Origin of the sequence: Halomonas dongshanensis (genome assembly GCF_024790395.1) — a bacterium.
Lineage (GTDB): Bacteria > Pseudomonadota > Gammaproteobacteria > Pseudomonadales > Halomonadaceae > Vreelandella > Vreelandella dongshanensis.
Genome location: NZ_JAJISC010000002.1, coordinates 354,143 through 377,604, shown reverse-complemented (window position 1 = coordinate 377,604; position 23,462 = coordinate 354,143). Strand labels below are relative to the sequence as shown.

The 23,462-nt window shown below is 63.4% G+C and carries 16 protein-coding genes; 8 read left to right on the top strand and 8 right to left on the bottom strand.

Going from position 1 to position 23,462, the window contains the following annotated elements; all coding sequences use genetic code 11:
• Positions 1 to 5: 5 nt before the first annotated feature.
• A complete protein-coding gene (locus tag LLY24_RS05180; protein ID WP_259035220.1) occupies positions 6 to 1,505 on the bottom strand; it encodes a CoA-acylating methylmalonate-semialdehyde dehydrogenase in 1,500 nt (499 codons plus the stop codon).
• A 246-nt stretch (positions 1,506 to 1,751) separates the two neighbouring features.
• On the opposite strand from LLY24_RS05180, the gene LLY24_RS05175 reads away from it, so the two are divergent.
• Complete coding sequence (locus tag LLY24_RS05175) at positions 1,752 to 2,828, top strand: zinc-binding metallopeptidase family protein (protein ID WP_259035219.1); 1,077 nt, start codon at positions 1,752 to 1,754, stop codon at positions 2,826 to 2,828.
• 28 nt (positions 2,829 to 2,856) lie between these two features.
• Here the strand turns inward: LLY24_RS05175 and LLY24_RS05170 are convergent, their stop codons facing one another.
• Positions 2,857 to 3,918: an alpha-E domain-containing protein gene (locus tag LLY24_RS05170; protein ID WP_259035218.1), complete on the bottom strand. Its 1,062-nt coding sequence runs from the start codon at positions 3,916 to 3,918 to the stop codon at positions 2,857 to 2,859.
• Positions 3,919 to 3,921: 3 nt separating this feature from the next.
• Complete coding sequence (locus tag LLY24_RS05165; protein ID WP_259035217.1) at positions 3,922 to 5,400, bottom strand: circularly permuted type 2 ATP-grasp protein; 1,479 nt, start codon at positions 5,398 to 5,400, stop codon at positions 3,922 to 3,924.
• 359 nt (positions 5,401 to 5,759) lie between these two features.
• Between LLY24_RS05165 and LLY24_RS05160 the strand changes: the two genes are divergently transcribed.
• The 3 genes from LLY24_RS05160 (at position 5,760) to LLY24_RS05150 (ending at position 12,573) form a co-directional block, all read left to right on the top strand.
• On the top strand, positions 5,760 to 9,104 hold the full coding sequence (locus LLY24_RS05160) for a transglutaminase family protein (protein WP_259035216.1): 3,345 nt from the start codon (positions 5,760 to 5,762) through the stop codon (positions 9,102 to 9,104).
• Between the two features lie 98 nt (positions 9,105 to 9,202).
• Entirely contained in the window at positions 9,203 to 11,662 is a 2,460-nt protein-coding gene (locus LLY24_RS05155) for a circularly permuted type 2 ATP-grasp protein (RefSeq protein WP_259035215.1), read from the top strand.
• On the top strand, positions 11,659 to 12,573 hold the full coding sequence (locus tag LLY24_RS05150; protein WP_259035214.1) for a transglutaminase family protein: 915 nt from the start codon (positions 11,659 to 11,661) through the stop codon (positions 12,571 to 12,573). Before LLY24_RS05155 ends, LLY24_RS05150 begins: the two co-directional genes overlap by 4 nt.
• On the opposite strand, the gene LLY24_RS05145 is transcribed toward LLY24_RS05150, so the two are convergent.
• The 3 genes from LLY24_RS05145 to LLY24_RS05135 are packed head-to-tail and all read right to left on the bottom strand — an operon-like array spanning position 12,547 to position 15,354.
• The gene (locus LLY24_RS05145) at positions 12,547 to 13,812 is read right to left on the bottom strand and encodes a TRAP transporter large permease (RefSeq protein WP_259035213.1); all 1,266 of its coding nucleotides are present in this window, start codon (positions 13,810 to 13,812) and stop codon (positions 12,547 to 12,549) included. The two genes, LLY24_RS05150 and LLY24_RS05145, sit on opposite strands and share 27 nt — an antisense overlap.
• Complete coding sequence (locus LLY24_RS05140; protein WP_259035212.1) at positions 13,809 to 14,366, bottom strand: TRAP transporter small permease; 558 nt, start codon at positions 14,364 to 14,366, stop codon at positions 13,809 to 13,811. The genes LLY24_RS05145 and LLY24_RS05140 overlap by 4 nt, the downstream gene beginning before the upstream one ends.
• 16 nt (positions 14,367 to 14,382) lie before the next feature.
• Positions 14,383 to 15,354, bottom strand: a complete 972-nt coding sequence (locus LLY24_RS05135; protein ID WP_259035211.1) for a TRAP transporter substrate-binding protein — start codon at positions 15,352 to 15,354, stop codon at positions 14,383 to 14,385.
• Positions 15,355 to 15,598: 244 nt separating this feature from the next.
• Between LLY24_RS05135 and LLY24_RS05130 the strand changes: the two genes are divergently transcribed.
• The 3 genes from LLY24_RS05130 to LLY24_RS05120 all read left to right on the top strand — a co-directional run bounded on the left by LLY24_RS05130 (position 15,599) and on the right by LLY24_RS05120 (position 18,841).
• Complete coding sequence (locus tag LLY24_RS05130; RefSeq protein WP_259035210.1) at positions 15,599 to 16,006, top strand: hypothetical protein; 408 nt, start codon at positions 15,599 to 15,601, stop codon at positions 16,004 to 16,006.
• 61 nt (positions 16,007 to 16,067) lie between these two features.
• Complete coding sequence (locus LLY24_RS05125; protein ID WP_259035209.1) at positions 16,068 to 17,816, top strand: potassium/proton antiporter; 1,749 nt, start codon at positions 16,068 to 16,070, stop codon at positions 17,814 to 17,816.
• A gap of 125 nt (positions 17,817 to 17,941) precedes the next feature.
• A complete protein-coding gene (locus LLY24_RS05120; RefSeq protein WP_259035208.1) occupies positions 17,942 to 18,841 on the top strand; it encodes a universal stress protein in 900 nt (299 codons plus the stop codon).
• Between the two features lie 13 nt (positions 18,842 to 18,854).
• On the opposite strand, the gene LLY24_RS05115 is transcribed toward LLY24_RS05120, so the two are convergent.
• Complete coding sequence (locus tag LLY24_RS05115) at positions 18,855 to 19,562, bottom strand: DUF3581 domain-containing protein (protein ID WP_259035207.1); 708 nt, start codon at positions 19,560 to 19,562, stop codon at positions 18,855 to 18,857.
• A 151-nt stretch (positions 19,563 to 19,713) separates the two neighbouring features.
• Here LLY24_RS05115 and LLY24_RS05110 point away from each other — a divergent pair, with 151 nt between their 5' ends.
• Positions 19,714 to 22,713, top strand: a complete 3,000-nt coding sequence (locus LLY24_RS05110; protein ID WP_259035206.1) for a DUF748 domain-containing protein — start codon at positions 19,714 to 19,716, stop codon at positions 22,711 to 22,713.
• Here LLY24_RS05110 and LLY24_RS05105 read toward each other — a convergent pair.
• Positions 22,698 to 23,408 (bottom strand): trimeric intracellular cation channel family protein, encoded by a 711-nt coding sequence (locus tag LLY24_RS05105; RefSeq protein WP_259035205.1) that lies wholly within the window; start codon positions 23,406 to 23,408, stop codon positions 22,698 to 22,700. The genes LLY24_RS05110 and LLY24_RS05105 overlap by 16 nt on opposite strands.
• Positions 23,409 to 23,462 lie beyond the last annotated feature (54 nt).

Below are 23,462 nucleotides of genomic sequence, written 5' to 3'. Positions count from 1 at the left end.
ACGTACTAGCTCAGTGAAATCGTGCTGTTGATGCCGTAGGAGACGTTTTCGGGCTCGAACCAGCGCGCGGTGACCGTTTTGGTTTGGGTCCAGAAAGCGATGGCCTGCTTGCCGTTGGGACCCAAATCGCCCAACTTCGAGGCCCGCGAGCCGGTGAAGCTGAAATAGGCCACGGGCACCGGAATCGGCACGTTGATGCCCACCTGGCCCACATCGATCTCCTGCTCGAAGCGCCGCGCTACCCAGCCAGAGCTGGTAAAGATCGAGGTGCCGTTGCCGTTAGGATTGGCGTTGATTAGCGCAATCGCCTCATCCAGCGTCTCGACGCTGGCCACGCACAGCACGGGACCAAAAATCTCCTCGCGGTAGACGCTCATGTCAGGCGTAACGCTGGCGAAGATGGTCGGCCCAACGAAGTTGCCTTCGGGATAGTCTTCTACGCTGCAGGCACGGCCATCGAGTAACAGCTCGGCCCCCTCGCGCTCCCCGGCATCAATCAGCCGCAAGACCCGGTCGCGCGCCTGCGGCGACACCAGCGGCCCCAGGTCGGCGTCGCGCTGGGTGCCCGGACCTACGCGCATCTTTTTGGCGCCCGCGACGATGTCATCGAGCCACCCACGCGCCTCGCCCACCAGCACCACCACCGAATTGGCCATGCAGCGCTGTCCGGCAGCGCCAAATGCCGAGCCCAGTAGGCTATCGATCGCTTGGCTGCGATTGGCATCCGGCATCACTACACAGTGGTTCTTGGCTCCCATCATCGCCTGCATGCGCTTGCCTGCATTCGCCGCGCGCGCGTACAGCAAGGCCCCCACGTGCGAAGAGCCGATGAACGATAGCGCCTTGATGTCCTGATGATCGGCCAACTGGTTAGCAACCTCGGGCCCGCCGTGCACCACGTTGAGCACGCCCGGCGGAATCCCGGCCTCGTGGGCAAGCTCGACCAGACGCATGGTGGCACTGGGGTCCTGCTCGGAGGGTTTGAGCACGAAGGTGTTACCCGTGGCGATGGCCAGCGGAAACATGAAACAGGGCAGCATGATGGGGAAGTTGAAGGCGGTGATACCCGCGCCGACCCCGAGCGGCTGATTCAGGGTGTAGACATCGACGCCGCTAGCCGCGTTGGGAGCCAGCTCGCCAAGCTGCAGCGAGGTGATCGAGCAGGCGTGCTCCACCACCTCAAGCCCGCGCCCAACTTCGCCTTCGGCGTCGGGCAGCGTCTTGCCGTGCTCTTCGGTGATCAGCGCGGCAAGTTCTTGCGTATGTGCGCGGATCAGCGCCTGAAAGCTCAGCATGATGCGCATACGCTTGCCCAACGGTACCTCCCGCCAGCTAGCAAAGGCGCGCTTGGCGCTGGCAATGGCGCGTTCGACCTCTTCGGCGGTACAGAAAGGCACGCGCGCGACGACCTCTTGCGTGGCCGGATTGACCACGTCACGCCAGTCAGGACTTTGAGATGTAACGGCTTGCCCATCTATATAGAGAGAAATCTTGCGGGGGGACACGGCAGCACTCCTTGGCGATCATTGTGATTGTTGAAAACGAGCGATAAACCCAAGCCCAGGGCGTTCTTTAAACGCCAGCTGAGAACCGGGTATAGCAATTCGTTTACGTAAACGTCAATTAGCCTTTGTGCCCTGTTTTTATCCTAAAAGAGGCGCCACGCAGCGCGTGGATACGTCTATGCTGCACTCAATGGGCCCGCATGGGGTGGGCAGTGGAGTGCAAGTGCGCAAGTAAGGAGAGAGGCGATGCAAACGTTTCGCTGCCAGTGTGGCAACCCGCTGTTTTATGACAACACCCACTGCGTTGCCTGCCAGTCAGAAGTGGGGTTCTGCCCGGCGTGCCGTCAGGTGACGGCGCTGGCGCCTCTTGAAAAAGGAGGATACCGCTGCCTGCAAGAGGGCTGCGGGGCGGCGCTGATGAAGTGCCACAACTACGCCGTCGAAAACGTCTGCAACCGCATGGTGCTTCTTGATGATGAAGGTCAGGCAGATACGCTCTGCGACTGCTGCCGCCATAACGAGGTCATCCCCGATCTTGCCATCGACGGCCACCGCGCCCGTTGGGCGGCGCTCGAGGCGGCCAAACGACGACTGTTCTACACCCTGGATCTGCTCAAGCTGGCCCATCCGGCAAAAGAGGACGGCGCTCCCCTACCGCTGAGTTTCTCGTTCATGGCCGATGCCCTACCGGATGATGGTCTCTGGCGCTCCATGGCGGGCCAGGAGAAGGTATATACCGGCCACGCCGCTGGTCACATCACCATCAACCTGATGGAAGCCGATACCGTCGAGCGCGAGCGCCTGCGGGTCGACCTCAATGAGTCACACCGGACGCTGATCGGCCATTTTCGCCACGAGATCGGCCACTACTACTGGGACCTTCTGGTCAAGGAGCAGGACGAAGCCGCCTGCATCGCACTGTTTGGCGATCACAACGATCCCACCTACGCCGAAGCGCTGGAGCGCTACTATCAGGAGGGGCCGCCCGCCGACTGGCGCGAACGCTTCATCTCGGCGTATGCCACCATGCACCCCTGGGAGGACTTCGCCGAGACCTTCGCCCTTTACTTGGATATCGTCTCGGTGGTCGATACTGCCCTGCATCTAGGCGTGGTGAGCGGCGACTACGACGGCACGCTGGAGCGGCTACTGTTGGATTTCCATCAGGTCGGACTCTCGGTCAACGAGCTCAACCGCGATATGGGCCTGCTCGATTTGGCGCCCAGCGTCATCGCCCCACCGGTCCATGAGAAACTCGCCTACATCCATGAGCTGATCCGCCGAGCCGCCAGCAGCGAGCAAGCGCCAGCGGCCACGCCTTGATAGGCCCTAGTTAGTCAGTTCTAGTTAGTCAGTCGTTGTCGTTATCGCCCCGCCGACCTTGATACTGGCCCTGATACTGACTGTGATAGGCACTCGTATACTGGCTGGCGTAGGTGGAATGGGGCGTAGGAGCCGCGCCTTCGGCGGTGGCGAAGTAGGTGCTACTGATGGTCTCGTGTAGCAGGCCAAAGCCGATCTGAAGCTCGTCGATGAAGGCGTGTAGCTTGCTGGGCGAGTTCGCCAGCGCTTGAATGTCGGCTTCGACGGCATCGGCACGCACCAACGAGGCCATCGCCGCGGCGCGATCATGGCGAGGCAAGCGCTGCAAGCAGCTACCCACCGTCGCTAGGCAACAGGCGATCGAGCGCGGCAAGTGCGCGTCCTGAAGAAGAAAGCGCAGCACGTCCGGGCCGCGTACCCGCAGGCGTATCTGCTGGCGATACATCTGGTAGGCGGTCAGCGACTTGAGCACGCTCATCCACTGCAGGTTTTCGAACGGCAACAGCTCGTCGGGATTTTGCGGCAGCAGGCTTGCCGAGCGCACATCGAGAATGCGCGAGGTCATATCGGCGCGCTCCAACTGACGGCCAAGATCGATGAAGGTGCTCGCTGCGCCGAAACTCAGGGTACCGCCAATCAACCCCGACACCGCCTGACAGCCGCGAATCACGCTTTTTAGAAAGTGGTCGCGGCGGCGCTGGCTCACGCCGGCCTCGCCGTGGTCGGCAACGTAGAGATAGAGCTGGTTGACCTCCTCCCACACTTCGCGCGGGACCACGTCGCGTGTGGTGCGCAGGTTCTCCCGGGCGTTGGCGAGCGAGCTCAATATCGAAACGCCGTTTTGCGGGTCGGCGCACAAAAAGTGCACCACGCTGTTCTCGTCGAACGAATACTCGCCTGCATTGGCGTGACGCTCACGAAAGCTTTCCAAACTGCCCGACATGTCGATCAGCGGCGCCCAGCCAAGGGGAAGATGGCGCGGCAAATCGAGCATCAGGTGGCTGTTGACGCTGACTAGGCGCGCCGTGTCTTCTGCCCGCTCGACGTAGCGGGCCATCCAATAGAGGTTTTCTGCAACGCGTGACAGCATGGCTCAGACTCCTTGATCGTCGGCGGTTACCGTCTCGTCGGTCTCGACGATCCAGGTGTCTTTGCTGCCGCCGCCCTGAGAGGAGTTGACCACCAAGGAGCCTTCCACTAGCGCCACGCGCGTAAGCCCTCCGGTGGTTACGTGAATTTCTGGCCCCGAGAGGATGAAAGGCCGCAGGTCGACATGGCGCGGCTGGGGCAAGTCGTTGGCCAAGGTCGGGGTGGTGGAGAGCGCAAGCGTCGGCTGGGCCATATAGTTGCGCGGATTTTCCGTTATCAACCGCGCGAACTCATCGCGCGTCTCCTTGGTCGAGCGCGGGCCGATCAGCATGCCATAGCCGCCGGACTCGTTGGCCGGTTTGACCACCAACTCGTCGAGATGCTCGAGCACGTAGCGACGATCCTTCTCGAACATGCACAGGTAACTCGGCACGTTAGGAAGCAGCGGTTCCTGGTCGAGATAGTAGCGGATCAGCTCGGGGACGAAGGCGTAGACCACTTTATCGTCGGCCACGCCCGCCCCCGGCGCATTGGCCAGGGCCACCTTACCCGCTCGCCAAGCGCGCATGAGCCCAGCGCAGCCAAGCACGGATTCAGGGTTGAACACTTCGGGGTCGAGGAAGGCGTCATCGACCCGGCGATAAATCACATCGACCCGACGCAGACCGGAAATGGTGCGCATATAGACGATATCGTCATCGCCGACCACCAGGTCGCTGCCCTGCACCAGCTCCACCCCCATCTGCTGGGCGAGGTAGGCGTGTTCGAAATAGGCCGAATTGTAGATACCGGGCGTCAGCACCACGACCTGAGGGTCATCGCCCGGCCGGGGCGACATCGCCACCAGCATGTCATAGAGCTGAGCCACGTAGTCGTCCACCGGCAGAATCTTGCCCGAAGCGAAAAGCTCAGGCAGCACGCGCTTGGTGACGTTGCGATTTTCGAGCATGTAAGAAACGCCCGAGGGAATGCGTAAGTTATCTTCGAGAACGTAGAGGGTGCCATCGCCATCGCGCACCAAATCGCTGCCGCAGATGTGTGCCCAAACGCCGTGAGGCGGGTTGACCCCCACGCACTGGGGGCGAAAGTTGCTCGACTGCGCCAATACCTCGGCGGGCAGCACCTTGTCCTTGACCACTTTCTGGTCGTGATAGAGATCGTCGATGAATAGGTTCAGCGCCTGAACGCGCTGCTTGAGCCCGGCCTCGGTCTTGCGCCATTCGCGGGCAGAGATGATGCGCGGCACGATATCGAAGGGCCAGGCGCGGTCGATCATCGCCCCTTCGGAGTAAACGGTGAAGGTGATGCCCATGGTGCGAATGGCGATATCGGCGGCGGTTTTACGTTCGGCCAGTTCGGCGGCGCTAAATTGCGCCAACATGGTGCAGAGTTCGGCGGCAGAGCGGCGCGGTTTGCCGGGTGCGGCGATCAGCTCGTCGTAGAAATGACGGTTCGTATAGCGTTCCCAATCCACATGGCTCATTACGCTCTCCTGGCGCATGGAGACAGGCACATAGCCCGCTCTCTTCTTCACTGCTTGTTTTTCTGCTCGCTGCTTTAGCGCTCGACGCTCTAGGTCGTGCTACAGCGTGTCGTGCTACATCCTGTAACTCACGCTCTCTCTCAGTGTAGGCGCTGTTGCCCGAGGCGCTATGCGCTCATACGCGAAAGAGAAACGAAGCAAGAAGCGCACCAAGGTGAGGGATAAAACCTCTCTCCTTGCGCCTTTGTCTTTCAAAACGCATGCCTGCCAAAACGCGGAATCTGGGCAATACTGGGGACACGCTACGGGCAGCGCGCCTCTCCCGTGGCCTTTTCGACTCACACGTCAGAGGATGGCCCATGACCATTCGCGTTGCCCTGCACCACCGCACCACCTACCGCTTCGATCGCGCCGTCAGGCTTGCCCCGCACATCGTACGGCTGCGCCCGGCGCCGCACTGCCGCACACCCATCGAGGCCTATTCGCTGCGCATCCAGGGCGGTGAGCACTTCATCAATTGGCAGCAGGATCCCTTTGGCAACTACATCGCCCGCGTGGTCTTTCCCAAACCTTGCCGCGAGCTCGACATCGCCGTCGAGCTCGTCGCGCCGATGACGGTGATCAACCCCTTCGACTTCTTTCTCGACGACAGCGCTGCAACGATTCCTTTCACCTACAGCGCCGAGCTGCGCCACTCACTGCAGCCCTACCTCGAGATTACCGAGCGCGGCCCCAAGCTCATGGCGTGGCTCGACGCGGTAGCTTTAGCGCCCACGCCCAGTGTCGATTTCTTGGTCGCGCTCAATCAGCGCCTTTATGGCGACATCAACTATCTCGTGCGCATGGAACCGGGGGTGCAGAGCAGCGAAGAGACGCTGACCAAGGCCAGCGGCTCGTGCCGCGACAGCGCCTGGCTGCTGGTACAGATCCTGCGCCATTTGGGGCTCGCCGCACGCTTCGTTTCCGGCTACTTGATCCAGCTCGTCCTCGACGTCAAAGCGCTGGACGGCCCAAGCGGCACCGAGCACGACTTCACCGACCTGCACGCTTGGGCCGAGGTGTTTTTGCCGGGCGCGGGCTGGGTCGGGCTCGACCCCACCTCGGGCTTGCTCGCCGGGGAGGGTCACATTCCGTTAGCCGCCACGCCCGATACCGGCAGCGCCGCTGCCATTACCGGCTTCTCGGAGCAGTGCGAGGCAAGTTTCGATGTCGACATGCGCGTCACCCGCATCAGCGAAACGCCCCGCGTGACCAAGCCCTACGCCGAGGCGACATGGGCGCGCATTCTGGAGATTGGCGATAGCGTCGATGCGGCGCTGCACGCCGAGGACGTGCGCCTGACCCAAGGGGGCGAACCCACGTTCGTATCGATCGACGCACCGGACAGCCCCGAATGGAATACCGAAGCGCTCGGCGCGCACAAACGCGAACGTGCCGAGGCGCTGCTCGAACGCCTCCAGCGCGCCTACGCGCCGGGCAGCGTGATTCAGCAACAGCAGGGCAAGTGGTATCCAGGCGAGCCGCTACCGCGCTGGGCGCTGGCCTGCTACTGGCGTGAGGATGGCGTGCCACTGTGGCGCGACCCGCAATGGCTCGCCTGCCTCGAAAGCGCGCCCACTGTCACGGCAGATACAGCGCTCGCCGAGCGCTTCACCCACGCCTTGAGCGCCCAGCTAGGTGTCAGCACCAAACGCTGGATACCGGCCTACGAGGATGCCTTTTACTATTTGTGGAAAGAGCAAACGCTAGCGGTGACGATCGACCCGCGCAAGGTCGATCTCGACGACGATGCCGAACGGCGCCGCCTCGCGCGCCTTCTCGAACAGGGGCTTGGCAGCGTGGTCGGCTACGCGCTGCCGCTGCGCCACGCCATCACCGACGCCCACCGCTGGGAGAGCGGTCAGTGGCCGCTCAAGCGCGATCATCTCTATTTGGTACCGGGCGACTCTCCCATGGGGCTACGCCTGCCGCTTTCGGCGCTGCCCCCGGCCGAGCCCAAGGAGCAGCCGCACCCGCGCTCTCCTTTTGCGCCACGCCCACCGCTGGGTGACATTCACGGCGAAGTGGCGCGGCGCTACGCGGTTTCGCACCCGTTACGCCCCGAGCCGCAGGAGGCTGGATTACCCACCCACGAAGCGATCCAGGAACAGCCCCGCGCCGCCGACGATAGCGCCAGCGCCGTCATCCACACGAGCCTCTGCGTCGAGCCACGCGATGGCCGCCTTCACGTTTTTCTGCCGCCACTCAACGCCCTCGAACACTACCTCGACCTGCTAAGCAGCATCGAAGCCTGCGCAGCAACGCTAGCCTGCCCCGTGGTAATCGAGGGTTACCCAGCGCCGCGCGATCCGCGCTTGGTCAGCTTTATGATCACCCCCGACCCCGGCGTCATCGAGGTCAACATCATGCCCGCCGCCAGTTGGCGCACCCTGGTGGCCCAAACCGAGACGCTGTATAGCGAGGCACGCCAGGCCCGGCTCGCTAGCGAGAAGTTCATGCTCGATGGTCGTCACACCGGCACCGGCGGTGGCAATCACGTCACCCTAGGCGGCCTCACGCCGGAGGACTCGCCCTTTCTGCGCCGCCCGGATTTACTCGGCAGCATGCTCACCTACTGGCAGCATCACCCGGCGCTTTCGTATCTCTTTTCGGGGCTGTTCATCGGCCCCACGAGCCAAGCGCCGCGTGTGGACGAGGCGCGTCACGAAGCCCTTTATGAGCTTGAAATCGCGCTGGCCCAGCTGCAACAGGATGACGCGCACCGAGGCAACGTACCTCAGCCGTGGAAGGTCGACCGGCTACTGCGCCATTTGCTGACCGATCTTACCGGCAACACCCACCGCGCCGAGTTCTGCATCGACAAGCTCTACTCGCCGGATAGCGACAGCGGCCGTTTGGGCCTGGTGGAGCTACGCGGCTTCGAGATGCCGCCGCACCCGCGCCTGGCACTGATGCAGACGCTACTCATCCGCGCTCTGGTGGCCCGTTTCTGGCGTACCCCTTATCGACATTCGCCGGTGCGCTGGGGCAGCGCGCTGCAGGATCGTTGGATGCTGCCGCACTACCTTTGGCACGATCTTGCCGACGTGTTGGCCGATCTGCGCGAGCACGGTTTTGCCTTCGAACTCGACTGGTTCGCGCCCTTCTTCGAATTTCGCCTACCGCTGCTTGGCCGTCTGCACACCCCCATGCTCGACATCGAACTGCGCCAAGCCATCGAGCCCTGGCACGTTCTGGGCGAAGAGGCCAGCGGCGGCGGTACGTCGCGCTACGTCGACTCCTCCGTCGAGCGCCTCGAGGTGAAGGTGTTGGGCGCCAGCGGCGAGCGCTACCAAATCAGCTGCAACGGCCGTCGGGTACCGCTTTCACCCACCGGGCGCAGCGGTGAGGCCGTCGCGGGGGTGCGCTACCGTGCCTGGCAGCCGCCTTCGGCGCTGCATCCGCACATTCCGGTCCATGCACCGCTGGTCTTCGATGTCATCGATACCTGGAACCAGCGCGCTGTGGCGGGCTGTACCTATCACGTCGCCCACCCGGCAGGACGCAATTTCGAGACCTTCCCGGTCAACGCCTTCGAGGCCGAAGCGCGCCGCTTGGCTCGTTTCAGCACCCAGGGGCATGGCCAAGGCGTGCAGTTACCCGTCGATGAGCCATTGAGCTTAGAGCTACCCTGCACGCTGGATTTACGCAGGCCGATGGCGTGAGCGCCGCTTCTTACCGCGCTGCCGCTTTTATCCTGCCCCCCGCTGCAGGATAATCTGGCGATGCTCATCAGCAGTGACGCTCACCAGGAATAACGCCCATGACGGTTTTTGCGCCCCCTCTCGCCTCGCCCACTACCCTCGATGCGCTCGTCGATGGCTATCGGGCGCATTTGGGGGGCCGCCTCAATGGCGTCGGAGCCAATGGCATCGAAAACAGTGGTGTCGAAAAAAACAACGCTCTGGCAAGCGATGCGCTGCTAAACGCTGACGGCCAGCTGCGCCCTGGCTGGCAGCCGCTTTTACAAACGCTCAGCGAACTGGGTGCCAAAGGGCGCCGTCAGCAGCAGGAGGAGACTCAGCGGCTGCTGGCCGAGAACGGCGTCATTTTCAACATGCACGACGATACCCAGCAGCGCAGCTGGCGCATCGACCCGCTACCCTGGGTGATCGAAGAGGCGGATTGGCAGCGTCTTGCCATGGGGCTCAATCAGCGCAGCCGCCTGTTCACGGCTATCTATCAAGACGTTTTCGGTGACCAGAAGCTGTTCGCTGCGGGGCTTTTGCCAACCCAGGCGCTGCTTGGCGATATCGAACACTATCTGCCCTGCCACGGCGCGCTCCCAAACAACTGCCCGCCGTTCATTTTTCACGCGATCGACGTCATTCGCGACACCCACGGACAGTGGCGTGTCATCGGGGATCGTCTACAGGCGCCTTCGGGCATCGGCTTTGCGCTGGAAAATCGTATTTTGATGGCGCGCGCCCAGCCGCAGATGTACCGCAACGCGCCGCTGCGCCGGTTGGCGAGCTTTTTCGATGTACATCACCGCAGCCTGAACGCCCTGGCCTACCAGCATCGCGATCAGCCCAACGTCGTGCTGCTCTCGCCCGGGCCTTCGAGCCCGCGCTATTTCGAGCACGCCTACCTCGCCAACTACTTCAACTTCACCTTGGTGGAGGGGTCGGATCTGGTCGTTCGCGACGCTCAGGTGTGGCTACGTACGCTTGGCGGCCTACAGCCGGTCGAGGTGGTGCTGCGCCAGTGCGAGGACGTCGATTGCGACCCGCTGGAGCTTCGCGGCGACTCGGCGCTCGGCGTGCCGGGCCTGCTGCAGTCGATGCGCGCGGGCGGCGTGGCGCTTTCCAACGCGCTGGGCGTGGGTATTTTGGAGTCGGCGGCGCTCTCCCCGGCGCTGCCCGCGCTCTGCGAGCACCTGCTGGGCGAGACGCTGCTACTAGAGAGCGCCGACGCCTCGACGCAACCCGAAACCGCGCCGGTGTTCGATGAGGCCATGACCTCGCTTACGCCGACCACGCTCAACCTGCGCTGCTTCGTCACACGCACGCCCGACACCGTGGCGAAGGATGGCCATCTCAACGGCGACTATCAGGTCATGCCTGGCGGGCTTGCCTGGGTTGGCGCGCCCGGTTCCCCGTCGCTTGGTACCCGGGTGGTCAAGGATGTCTGGGTCAGCGCCCCCAGCGTGCAGCCCCACGTTAGCCAGCTTCGCCAAGCGCGCGGGCCGGTGGTGGCTACCCGCGATGGCACCGACCTGCCAAGCCGGGTGGCCGAAAACCTGTTTTGGCTCGGCCGCTACGGCGAGCGGCTGGATACCCGCACGCGGCTGCTGCGTGAGGCGCTTTTGCGTCTGATGGAATTCGATCAGGACGATATCGCCGACCAGCTCCTCAACGAGCTTTTGGTGGCGCTCGAGATCGTCCCATCCGGCGACGATGGCGCCCTGGCGGTGGGCTTTCAAGACAAGCGCGACCGCCTGCTGGCGCAGTTCGCCCCCCAGGAGGCGCAGTCACTGCCTGCCCTATTCACCCACCTGCTGCACAACGCGCGCAACGTACGCGACCACTTGGGCGACGACTCCTGGCGCGTGCTCAACCAGCTGCGCCAGCACATCGACCAGTTCGACCCGCCCCAGGATGCCAGCGCCGCGCGCCGCGCCTGCGAAGGTTTGAGCGCTCAGTTGGCGGCGTTCTTTGGTCTGTGCAACGAAACCATGCCGCACCACTTCGGCTGGCGGTTCATGGACATCGGCCGCTTTCTCGATCGCGTGCTGGGGCTACTCTCGCTGCTCAAACATACCCTGGAGGCGCCACGCTCCTCGACCCTGGCGCTGTGGGAGGTGGTGCTAGCCACTACAGACAACTACACCGCCTACCGCCGTCGCTATCGCAGCGAGTTGCACCCGGCCGCCATTCTCGATCTTCTGCTTTTCGACGAGGCCAATCCGCGCTCGGTGGGCTACATGCTCAAGCGTTTGGAAAACCAGATCGAGCAACTACCCGGCGCCCCCTCGCCCAACCGCACGCCCTACCGCAACGCCGAACGGCGCCTGCTGATCCAGGCCAACGCCGCGCTCCACTTGGCCGATATCGAGCGGCTTGGCCAACTGGCGGAGGAGGAGTCGGCGCGCCAGGCGCTCAAAGCGCTCCTGGAAGCCCTGCTGACGCCGCTAATGGCACTGTCGGATGCCCTGAGCCAGAGCCATTTCAGTCACGTTGAGCGCCCTCGCCAGTTGATTAGCCTGGAGGCGGACGAATGAGATACCGCCTACGCCACACCACACGCTACCACTACAGCGCTCCGGTCACGCTGTGCCATAGCGAGGCGCGGGTATTGCCACGCCAAACCGAGCATCAGCGCTGCGGGCCATCGCAGCTGATCATCTCACCCAGCCCCCAGGTGCAGATGGAGCGCTGCGATCTGTTTGGCAACCGCGTGCTCTACTTTGCCATCGAGAACGTTCACCGCCACCTCGACGTTACCGTCGTGACCACGCTCGACACCGAAGCGCTGGCGCCACTGCCAGCTGCATCGCCGCCTTGGGAGCAGGTGCGCGATGCGCTCGAACACACCTCGACGGTGGAGCTTTTGCTCTACCGCCACGACTCGCCGTTCATTCGCCGCCAAGCGGCGCTGGCGCGGCTTGCCCGGCGCTGTTTCACGCCCAACCGCCCAATCGTCGAGGCGGCGCTGGCGCTCAACCGCTGGATCTTCGACAACTTCGAGTACGTTCCTAACGCCACCACCCTCGCCACGCCGCTGGATGACGTCCTCGCCCACCGGCGCGGCGTATGCCAGGACTTCGCCCATCTGTTCATTGGCACGCTGCGCTCGATAGGGTTGGTGGCGCGCTACGTCAGCGGCTATTTGGAAACGCGCCCGCCTCCCGGCCAGGCGCGGCTGGTGGGCGCCGACGCCTCACACGCTTGGCTCGCGCTATGGATTCCCGAGTGGGGCTGGCTGGCCCTGGACCCGACCAACGGCATCGTCGCCGGGGCCCAGCACCCGGTGCTGGGTTGGGGGCGCGACTACGCCGACATCACCCCACTAAAAGGGGTGATGAACGGCGGCGGTAAACACCGTTTGGAAGTAGAAGTCGACGTCATGCCCATCGCCGAGGAAGCCAGCGCCCGGGAGGCCACCTCAGCGACCGATCAGCGCCGTGGTTAGCCACGGCTGCCAAGCGAGCAGCACGAGCACGAACAAGGTCGCGGCGAGAAACGGCAACAGCGCGCGAAAGATACGTAGCGGCGATGCGCCGGTCATCGACGAGGCGACGAAGAGCCCAGCCCCCACCGGCGGCGTCAAAAGGCCCAGCACCAGGGTCAAGCAGACCACCACGCCAAACTGATACGGGCTGATACCGAACTGATTCTGGGCAATCGGCAGCAGAATCGGCACCACCAGAATCAGCGCGGCAATGCCGTCGATGACCATGCCCACCAGCAGCAGAGCGCCGATCAATAGCAGCAAGAATATGAACGGATCGGCGGTTAGCGCCGCAATCCACCCCGCCGCCATCTGCGGTAGGCGCTCGTAGACCACCACCCAACCGAACACGCCGGCCGCGGCAATCAGCATGATGACGAGCCCCGCGTTGACCGCCGTGCGCTTGAGCACGCCCGGCATCGCCTTGAGCGTCAAATCGCGGTAGAGCAGCCGCCCCAAGAGCCAAGCCGTAAGCGACGCCAGCGCCGCCGCCTCGGTGGGCGTGGCGATTCCAAGCAGGATACCGCCAATGATGATGGCGGGAATGGCCAGCGCCGGAAGCCCCCAAAGCAGATCGTGCAGCGCCTGGGTACGGCTTGGCCAGGCTCCCTTGGGGTAGGACTGCACGAGGCCAACGAGCGCGATGACGATGAAAAACGCAAGCCCCAGCAAAAGCCCGGGCAAAAGCCCAGCGATGAACATTTCGGCAATAGGCACCTGCGCCATCACCCCAAACAGCACGAACAGCATCGAAGGCGGAATGATCGGCGACAACAGCCCACCGGCGGCGGTGATGGCCGCGCTATAGGCACGCTCATATCCCTCCTCTTCCATGGCGGGCACCATCGCCCGCGACATGATCGCGATCTGCGACGCCGCAGAGCCCACGATGGCCGCCATCATCATGTTGGCGACCAAGTTGATGTAGGCAAGCCCACCGCGAAAGCCGCCCACCAATAATCGCGCCAAAGCGATTAAACGCCGCGTTACACCGCCCTCGTTCATTAGCTCACCGGCGAGCATGAACAGCGGAATCGCCAGCAGCCCATAGCTTTCGATAGCGGCAAAGAGCTGCTGAGGGTAGGAGTCGAAGAGCACCGTATTCCCAGAGGCGTAGATGTAGTACATCGCACTTAGCGCCAAGACCAAGGCGATGGGCACAGCCCCCAGCAGCAGCGTGAAAAAGAGCGCGATGGTCATGCCGAGGCCTCCGATGAGCCGCGAGCTGACCGCCGACTTAGGCGTAGAAGAAGGTTGGCGCTGGCGTGCACGGTCAACGAGAGCGCAAACCAGGGTACGATCAGCCAGCACCAGAACTTCTTGATCCCCAGCGTCGAGGTGTTCTCAGCGTAGATGAAGTTGAAGGTCTCGCCTTGAAACGCAGCGACGTCGAACCCCGCGCGCCACAGCGCAAGCGGCTGATACCAGCGCCAACATAGCCATACCAGCACCAGCGCGAACGCCAACACCACGACGTCGACCAGAGCCCCCATCAGGGCGCGCGCCCGGGCAGGTAGCGCATCGACAAGCAGCGTAACGGTTAGGCTTTGGCGCCGTTTCAGCACCGCCGAGGCAATCAAGAAGGTCATCCAGATCATGGTGTAGATCGCCAGCTCGCTGACCCAGTAGAGCGGGTGGCCTGCGGCGCGAAAGGCTACGTTGAGTAGGATCAACCCGGTCACGGCGGCGGCGAGCCCTGCCGCCGCTAGCTCCTCACCGCGCGCCATGGCGCGTGACAGCTGCTCGATCAGCATCGCGTTTCTCGGCGCCTCATTCACGCAGCCGTTCAGCCTCTGCGCGCAGGGCATCGAGCATCGGCGCCTTCTCGCCCCAAATGCCCTGCCACTCGGCGATGGCGTCGCTAAAGAAGGCGGCGTCAGCCTCGTGAATGTCGATGTCCAGCCCGCGAATTTCGGCTTCCTGGGCGGCGTCCATCTCCTCGAACCCGGTTAAGACGTTCTCCAGATGCTCGGCCATGGTGGTTTCGATCAACTCGCGCTCTGCCTCGGAGAGCTCGCGCCAAACACGTCCGGAGACCACGCCCACCATGGGAAACATCATGTGGTTGGAGATAAGCAGGTGATTCGCCTGCTCATAAAACTTGAGAATCAAAATGGAGTCGAAGTCCATGTCGATGGCATCGACCTGGCCGTTGGCCAATGCGTCGTAGACCTCTAGAAGCGGCATCGGCGCGGGGGCTGCCCCGGTTGCGGTGTAGAAATCGCGAATGGGCTCGAAGGGGGTAATACGCAAGCGCTTGCCGCGTAGCTCCTCGGCACTGGTGATCGGCTCGCGGCTGAGCACTTGGCGCATGCCGACCATGCCGTAGCCAAGCCCGACCAGCCCCACGCCCTGGGGCATGAGATCGAGCAGCTCGCCAGCGGTGTCCGAGCGCAAGAGGCGCGCGGCGTGATTGACGTCATCGACCAGGTAAGGCGCGTAGAGCGCTCCGAAATCGGGAATCCGGTTGGAGATCTCGGCAATGGTAAGAAAGGCCATGTCGAGCGCGCCGGTTTGCAGCTGCTGGACCATCTGCGCTTCGTTACCCAACTGCTGGGCAGGAAAAACGGCAACGCTGTGCTCGCCACCGGAGCGCTCGTGCAGCGCTTCGGCAAAAGCCTCGGCTTCGGTCGACCACAGGTGCTGGGGCGGTGTGATCAAGCCCAAACGAAAGTCGCGAGCGTCGGCAGTCGCTCCAAACATTAGCGTTGCCAGGGCAACCCAGGGTAAACGTCGAATCATTTAGAGCCTCGTCATTGCGTTGTAATCGTGAGGACGTTGTAAGGGCGCCTGGGTATGTTGCTGGATAGGCGCCAGACTGTCTAAGAAGCATGAGCATATCGCAGCCGCGCTAGCTTTGGCAGCGCCACATATAAACCCATGGCTCAACGCAGACACCCAGAAATGCTGGGTATAATGGCGAGGTCAAGACGCTTGACCTCGCCATCCGATCAAGGATGATAAAGCCAGCCCAAGGAGACCGCCGTTGCCCCAGCCGACTTCCCTACCGCGCGTTTCATCCAGCCGCCGTCTGGCGCGCTTGGGGCTGCTCGGCATTGCTCTCCTGTTACTCAGCGCGGCGGTGAATCCGCACGCCGCGAGCGCCCTCGACGCCGCTGATCAGGCGAACCAGCGCCTCGATCGACCGGCTCTCTCACCGCTTGCCACGTTGCCACAGACGTTTCGCCTGCGCGACGATGAGCCGCCTTCCAGTGGCGCGAGTGGCACCGATTTACCCTCGCTGGGGCTTGCGTATACCGCGCTTTACCCCGAGGTACAGCGGGCGAATGCGGCTAGCGTCGCCTTCCCTCAAACGCCTGCGCGCGAGCCTCCGCTCGCCACGCTGCCCTCGCCACGCGCGCCGCCTCTGTCCTTGACGCTCATTCGCTGCTAAATAACCACGCGCTCGACCTTTCATTGCGATCTCATGCTTCGATGACCCAGGACACACACTCATGTTTTTAGTCGATCAACTGATACTGATGGCAGCAATACTGCTGCTGATCGGGATCATCTCCAGTAAGCTTTCGGCCCGGCTCGGCATGCCGGTGCTGGTGCTCTTTCTCGGCACCGGCATGCTCGCCGGTGAGGCCGGGCTTGGCGGGATCAACTTCGATAGCCCAGGTCTTGCTCATGCGCTCGGCACCATGGCGCTGGCGATGATCCTCTTCGATGGCGGCCTACAAACCCCGGTCGCCTCGATTCGTCGGGTGTGGAAACCGGCGTCGCTGCTGGCCACCCTTGGGGTCTTGATCACCTCTGCGATCACCGGCGCGGCGGCGGCCTATATTCTCGATCTGCCTCTGCTCGAAGGCATGCTGCTTGGGGCTATCGTCGGCTCTACCGACGCAGCAGCGGTTTTTTCACTGCTACGTAATGCCGGTATTCACATCAATACCCGCCTGAAATCGACCCTCGAGATCGAGAGCGCCTCGAACGACCCCATGGCGATCTTCTTGACCGTCGGGCTACTCGAAGTGCTGGTCAATGACATGCCTTTCGGGCTTGGCCTACTACAGCTTTTCGTTCAACAAATGGGCGTAGGCGCCGTGGTTGGCCTACTCGTAGGCTTCGTCTCGGTACACCTGATCAACCGTATCCACTTAGTCGCAGGCGGGCTCTACCCGGTATTGGTCGCGGCCTGCGGGCTGTTGGCCTTCGGCATCGCCGCCAACCTCGGCGGCAGCGGCTTTTTGGCCATCTTCATCGCCGGGGTAATGATCGGCAATCGACCCATTGCCTATCAGCGCAGCACCTTCTTATTTCACGATGGTCTGGCCTGGATGAGCCAGATCGTGATGTTCGTGGTGCTGGGGCTGTTGATCAATCCGGTCTCGCTGCTGGAGGTATGGCGCGAAGGTTTGCTCATTGCCGCAATTCTGGTACTGGTCGCACGCCCGCTAGCGGTGTTCCCGATTCTCAAGCTGTTCGGCTTCGACAACCGTCAAACGAGCCTCGTCGCCTGGGTCGGTCTGCGCGGGTCGGTACCGATCATCCTGGCCATCTTCCCGCTGATCTTCGGGCTCGAAGGGGCCGAGCTGATCTTCAACGTGGTCTTCTTCGTGGTGCTGATTTCGGCAACCATCCAGGGCACCACGCTGCCGCTGATGGCACGCAAGCTGGGCCTTACCGAGACGCCGCCTCCCGAGCCAGCCGCTAGCCTCGAAATCACCGCGCTGGACGAGGTCGATGCCGAAATCGTCGAGTATCGCCTGGGCGACAACACCCGCGCCGTAGGGCGGCGGCTATCGCAGATCGCCCTACCCGACGGCACCGTGGTAGCCATGATTACGCGTGGCAAGGAGGTGATCCCGCCGCGCGGCTCGACTCAGATCATGCCCGGCGATCATGTCTTCGTGGTGCTGCGCTCGGAGACGCGCCCCTTCGTCGATTGCGTCTTCGCCGAGCAAGCCAACGTCGTTAGCTACGAGCTTCCCGACCGCCCGCTGCGACTGAAAGGCAGCACCCGCGTGGGTGAAGTGCTGCACTCTTACGGCATTGCGCTCGACAGTGATGAGACGCTTACGCTTGACGAGCTACTACGCCAGCAGTTGACCACCACGCCCCACGAAGGTGAGTCACTGCAGCGTGGCAGCATCTCGCTGTCCGTGCTCGGGGTGCTGGGCGAGCGAATCACCACCGTGGGTTTGAGCATTACGCAGGACGAGGCCAGCGTGAGCACTGAGTTGACGCCACCTGGGTGACGCCGTGCGCTCCCTCCACTAGGCTGAAACGGGCCATGGGAAGTTCCCATGGCCCGTTTTGTTACAGCCCCGTTTTGTTAAGCCCTATTTTTTACAGCCCCGTTTCCGCATAGAGGTGGCTTGAGATGAGCGAACGCGTTTCCCTGGTGATGGTACCGGTCGATGGCTCGGCCCAAGCCGATGCAGCAACGCGGCACGCCGCGCTGCTAGCCTATTTGCTCGATGCCACCCTGCAGTTGGTGCACGTGTTGCCGCTGCATCCGGCAGAGTTCAGTGACCTACCGGGCAATCGCCAAGCCGAGGCGGATCACGACCGCCGCGCCTGGGAAGCCAGCGCCAGCCGCGCCTTCACGCACGCGCGCGAACACCTTGCAAGCCTGCCCTTCTCGGCGCAGCTACGCATCGAGGCCCAGCGCCTGAGCGATGAAAGCTTCGTGCCTCACCCCGAGCGCGTCATCGTCGACCACGCCCGGCGCCACGATAAAGCGCTTTTGGTCATGGGCGCGAGGCACTTGAGCGAGGTCGGTAAATGGGTAAAGGGCAGCGTGAGCAACGCCGTGGTGCACCGCGCCAAGGGGCCGGTGACGGTCATCCACCCCGGCGCCAGCATCCTCGATACGGCAACGATTGGCTGCATCTTGCTGCCCGTGGATGGTTCACCCCATAGCGATGTAGCCGCGCGTCTGGCGGGCGATCTGGCCCGCAGCGGTGCCATTCGCGTAGAGCTTCTGTTCTGCCAGCCGCCCGGGGAGATGCCGCTACTCGACAGCGGCGAAAGCGAAGCGTCACGCGTCTTCCGCCACACCCAGCGCGTTCTTGGCGACGTTCCCGCCGGGGTCACTGAAACGCTTCTGCGCGCCGAGCGCTACGCCAACGCCATCGTCGCCCAGGCGCGCAGCTGCCCGGACAACCCGGTGATCATCATGGGAAGACGCGGGATGAGTTCGCTGCAGGCGTCACTGCTCGGCAGCGTCAGCCACAAGGTCATCGAACAAGCCCCTTGCCCGGTGACCGTCGTGGTGTGATGAGGTGATCACCTCAAGCGGCTTCGTAGGCAGCTTTCAGGCGGTAGAATTCGTCGACGATGGCGGCCATTTCGGTGGCGTCGTAGTTGCACAGCCCGCTAACCACGAGCTTTTTGGAACCTACACCGACCGAGGCACCGGCGGACTGGATGGCGAACTCGAGTAGCGCATCGGCGCGTTTGCCAAGTACGTCCAAAGACGAGCGCGTCAGCGCCAAATCGGGCGTGAGGCCATCGAGGCTATTAAGCGTGAAGCCCATGCTGTCGTAGATCACCAGCGGGCGCTTGGGATTGAACATCACCCCATGCTCTTCCATCAGGGGCTTCAAGTAGTGGGGGAAGTTCTTGCCCGAGAATGCCACGTAGCAGCGCGCAAAGGCGGCGATGGTCGCTGCATCGTGGGTCACGTCGCCTGAGCGCGTAACCTGCAAAAAGCATTTGCCCGCATCATCGCATACGTAGAGATCGCCATTGTCTGCTTCACTGAAGCTAAGCGGCGCATCGGCGCCCACCATGTTGGTGAAGCGAAACTCCATATGCTGATAGAGCCCGAACTTCAACAGTACCAGGGTGAAGAGCAAATCCCCCGGGACACAAAAACGGCGCGCGTCGGGATTGTGGATCGGGTTGTAGTCACCGGCAACGCCCTTGGCGAACCGGCTGGCCTGCTCGGCGGAGATCACGACCTGCTCGCCGCGCTGCGTATAAAAGTCCTTGAACATGGCGGTTGTTGCCTGCCTGTGCCGAGGAAACGTCGACGCCATGACGCCTGGCGGGCGCTTCCTACGTTAAAATCGAAATCCCATAACGGCCCAATGCCGCGCATGATGCCACAAAAAGTGTGTCAACAGGAGCCACTTCCAGGAAGGAACCATGTCTGAGCTTAACACGCCCGAGCCCACCTCGCCCGCTTCCCGCTGGCCTCGCCTGCTGCTAATGAGTGTAGCGGTTATGGGCTTGCTCGTGGCGGCGTGGGTGGGAGGAACGCACTGGCTGCTCAACGGCACCTGGCTTCAAGAACGCATCTCGCGCATCGACGGTATCGAGATTCAGTGGCGCAGCGGCACCTCTTTGCACCCGGGGAGCTGGGAGGTGGAGGGGCTACGTATCGCGCGTACCGATGCGACGCTGCCGCTCGAGCTCGAGGCCGAGCGGGCGACGCTCTCGCTTTCGCTACTAGCGCTACTGCGCGGCGAACTCGTTATCAAGGCGCTGGATGCCGACGCCATCCGTCGCGTCAGCGTCGGTGATATTGCGCTGACGGCACAGGGCTCGCTCACCCTGCGCGACACCCTGCTCAGCCGCGAGGCCATCGCCATCGGCGCGTTGGATATCGATGTCGCCGCGGGCGAACTCACGCGGCAAAGCGACGGTGCTTCGCTGGTGCAGTCCATCACCCTCGACGGCGAAGCCTCGCTTGACCGCCTCAACCCCGTCGATGCCGACAGCGGCGCGCTGAACCCCGATCTGCTCGCGGCGCTGGATGCCACGTTGACGCTACACGCCCGCGCCGACGCCTGGGACGTTTTCATGCCCTACTTGAGCGCCCTACCCTGGCTGAGCCTTCGCGGCAGCGGCGAGCTCACCGGCTCGCTCACCCTCGCCGAAGGGATACTGACGCCGGGCAGCCAGCTACGCCTGGACGCGCCAGGCTTGACGGCGACGCTCGATGAAACCCGCCTGCGCCGCCAAGGGGAGCGCGAATGGCGCACGCCTGACGCCGAGGGCATGGAGGAGCGTCCCGCGCGTCATCTGGCGCATGGCGAAGGCAGTGTCGTGCTCACCGTGAACGACCGCGCCCTTGCGCTAGCGCTGCAGCTCGACGACGTGACGCTGACCGACACCCACCCTTACGCCCGTAACACCGCACTTGCGCTCGAAGCACGAACGCGCAACCAGCGCCTCGATCGTATCGAGCCGCCCCAGGACGCCACCCTCGATCTCGACGGTGAGTTCACCCGTCTCGATGTCTTTGACCGCTACCTGCGCACTACTCTGGACGGCCAGGGCATACTGCTCGACGGCGCAGGCCGCGTAGCGCTCAGCCTTGGCGTTGAAGCCGCACGACCAGCGCGGGGCGAGCTCGATATCAGCGCTGACCGCCTGAGTGTGGAGGCACTGCAGATGCACATCGGCGGCGCGGGCGAGCTTCATGCCCACCTCGAAGAGCACGACCGCCTGGCCGCCGAGCTGCGCCTGCGCGATGCCCATTTTGCCCATCGCGGCCGCGCGCTAATGAGCGGCGCTGACATCAGCGTTAATGCCCAAAGCCCATGGGCGCCCGAACAGGCGCGCCAAGAAGCCGAAGGTACACTCACATGGGAAAATGCGCGCCTGGACGATGTCGCTCGACTACAGCCCTATCTCGCCGCTTTTATGCCCTCGCCCGCACCATTGATAATGGCCGAAGGCAGCGCCGCCAGCAGCGGTCAAATTAGCGCTAACGCCACTCACCTTTCAGGGCAGGCAACGCTTCGCGGTGACGCCGTGACCACTCTCTGGCGGCACGCCAGCGAGTCAAGCGATAGCGATGAGACGCGCATCGTTAGCGATATCGCCCTCGATCTAAACCTGCCCTCGGCCCGGCTGGACGGCACCCAGCTCGACCTAAGCGGCACTCGGCTGCGCTGGGCGGCAAGCAGCGACAGCGCCGACGGCGAAACGCTAGAGAGCCTGTTACTGCTGCGCAGTGCCCACCTGGAGCGTGCGGGCAGCGACGCCCCGCTGAGTGGCGATGTGACCCTCGAGGGCAGCGTACGCCAACTGGGCTTTCTCGATGCCTTTCTACCCGACGCCCACGGCTTGAGCCTAAGCGGCAACGGCCTACTTCGCGCTCGCTTGGTGTTTCGCGACCGCACGCCGCTGCCGCCCACGCATCTGCGCATCGACGCCGAAGCGCTCGATGTCGGCTTTTTGGATTATCTTGCCAGCGGTCGCGGCGAACTTAGCGTCGCCATCGAAGAGGCCGATAGCGCCGAGCTTTCCCTCGGGCTGCCCTACTTCACCCTGACGCGCGAGGGCGACGACCGCCCCCATCTGCAGGGCCGCCACCTGACCCTAACCACGCGTACCGAGCACCTTAGCGAAGCGCTCGACGCCCCCGCCCCCGAGCTATTCGTCACCCATGTAGCGCTGCCGATCACCGAGGTGCCCGACCTCACCCGCTACAACGCCTACCTGCCCGATGGCGCGGGGCTCAAGCTCGAAGGCGGTCAGGCAAGCCTTGCCAGCGAGCTGTGGCTTGATGGCATGCGCGCCCGAGGCAGCGTGACCCTGCGCGCCTTCGGCGCCGATCTCGCCCTGCTCGATCAGCGCCTGCACGGTGACGTGCACCTGCAACTCAATTTAAGCGACGGCGATCTCGCCACGCGTCGCTTCACGGCCGATGACTCCTTCCTGCACCTGGAAAACGTGGCGCGACCGCAGACCTCGACGCCGCCAGGCCCCGATACCGGCTGGTGGGTACGTCTCGATATGCCGCGCGCTGAACTACTCTGGGCCGATTCGCCCGAGCTCGATGCGCGCCTGGCTCTGGGCATGCGCGATACCGGCCTGCTCGCACGGCTATTTTTAGCCAAAGCGCGCGAACGCGATTGGCTGGGAAGGCTACTTAGCGTGCACGACATCGCGGGGAGTGCGCGCCTCATCTTGGGTGAAGCGCATATCGCGCTGGAGGATCTCGAGCTCGACGGCGGGCCGTTACAGCTACGGGCCGCGCTGCGCTTGGCCGACGAGCAGGCCAACGGCGCGCTCTATGCGCGCCTGGGCGCCCTTGGCCTGGGAGTGGAGCTCGTTAACGGCGAGCCGACGCTGCACGTGATCCAGCCACGGCGCTGGTTCGAGCGTTGGCAGCGGCTTCAGCGTTTGCGCTGACGCCGAATCATCCTCACCTTCTCTTTGGCCGCAGCGGGGGTGGAGAGCGCACTCCCCGCTTCATCCGTCTTGGGCGGCACGCTCACCCAGGCAAACACGGGCAGCGCCAGGTGCCAGCGAATCGCCGCTAGCCTGAGCCCCAGCGTAAGAAGAAGTGCCACGCCAATGCTCGGCACCAGCGGCGCGCCCATGGCACTCAGCACGACGTAAGCGATACCGCCCGCCATGGCGGCCGTGGCGTAGACCTCCTCGCGCAGCACCATGGGCACGCGCCGCGCCAGAACGTCGCGAATCATGCCGCCAGCCACGCCGGTCATTACCCCCATCATCACCGCGACGATACCCGCGCTGCCCAGCAGCAGCGCCTTGTGCGTGCCGATGACGGTAAATAGCGCTAGTCCAAAGGCATCGGCGATGGGCAGAAAGCCACGCGAAAGCCGATGAATGTAGTGAAAGCCGAGCAGCGATAGCCCAACGGTGGCGAGAATTACCCAAAGATAGGTCGGGTCGGTGACCCAAAACACCGGCCGCACGCCCAGAATCAAATCGCGCAGCGTACCGCCGCCAATGCCGGTCACTGCCCCCAGCACCAGCATGCCGATGGGGTCCATCCGCGAGCGACAAGCGAGGATGACGCCAGAAAGCGCAAACACCACCACGCCCGCCAAATCGAGCCAATACACCACACCCGTCACGCTGCTTCTCCTTGCGAAATATGCCTAACGCTTGCTCACTACTTCCTCTTTCCA

Excerpts from the sequence above, each read along its gene's own strand:
- LLY24_RS05125 (WP_259035209.1), top strand. The coding sequence starts at position 16,068 with ATGTTTTTAGTCGATCAACTGATACTGATGGCAGCAATACTGCTGCTG.
- LLY24_RS05155 (WP_259035215.1), top strand. The coding sequence starts at position 9,203 with ATGACGGTTTTTGCGCCCCCTCTCGCCTCGCCCACTACCCTCGATGCG.
- LLY24_RS05165 (WP_259035217.1), bottom strand. The coding sequence starts at position 5,400 with ATGAGCCATGTGGATTGGGAACGCTATACGAACCGTCATTTCTACGAC.
- LLY24_RS05170 (WP_259035218.1), bottom strand. The coding sequence starts at position 3,918 with ATGCTGTCACGCGTTGCAGAAAACCTCTATTGGATGGCCCGCTACGTC.
- LLY24_RS05135 (WP_259035211.1), bottom strand. The coding sequence starts at position 15,354 with ATGATTCGACGTTTACCCTGGGTTGCCCTGGCAACGCTAATGTTTGGA.
- LLY24_RS05160 (WP_259035216.1), top strand. The coding sequence starts at position 5,760 with ATGACCATTCGCGTTGCCCTGCACCACCGCACCACCTACCGCTTCGAT.
- LLY24_RS05120 (WP_259035208.1), top strand. The coding sequence starts at position 17,942 with ATGAGCGAACGCGTTTCCCTGGTGATGGTACCGGTCGATGGCTCGGCC.
- LLY24_RS05145 (WP_259035213.1), bottom strand. The coding sequence starts at position 13,812 with ATGACCATCGCGCTCTTTTTCACGCTGCTGCTGGGGGCTGTGCCCATC.
- LLY24_RS05140 (WP_259035212.1), bottom strand. The coding sequence starts at position 14,366 with ATGCTGATCGAGCAGCTGTCACGCGCCATGGCGCGCGGTGAGGAGCTA.
- LLY24_RS05110 (WP_259035206.1), top strand. The coding sequence starts at position 19,714 with ATGTCTGAGCTTAACACGCCCGAGCCCACCTCGCCCGCTTCCCGCTGG.
- LLY24_RS05150 (WP_259035214.1), top strand. The coding sequence starts at position 11,659 with ATGAGATACCGCCTACGCCACACCACACGCTACCACTACAGCGCTCCG.
- LLY24_RS05115 (WP_259035207.1), bottom strand. The coding sequence starts at position 19,562 with ATGTTCAAGGACTTTTATACGCAGCGCGGCGAGCAGGTCGTGATCTCC.
- LLY24_RS05175 (WP_259035219.1), top strand. The coding sequence starts at position 1,752 with ATGCAAACGTTTCGCTGCCAGTGTGGCAACCCGCTGTTTTATGACAAC.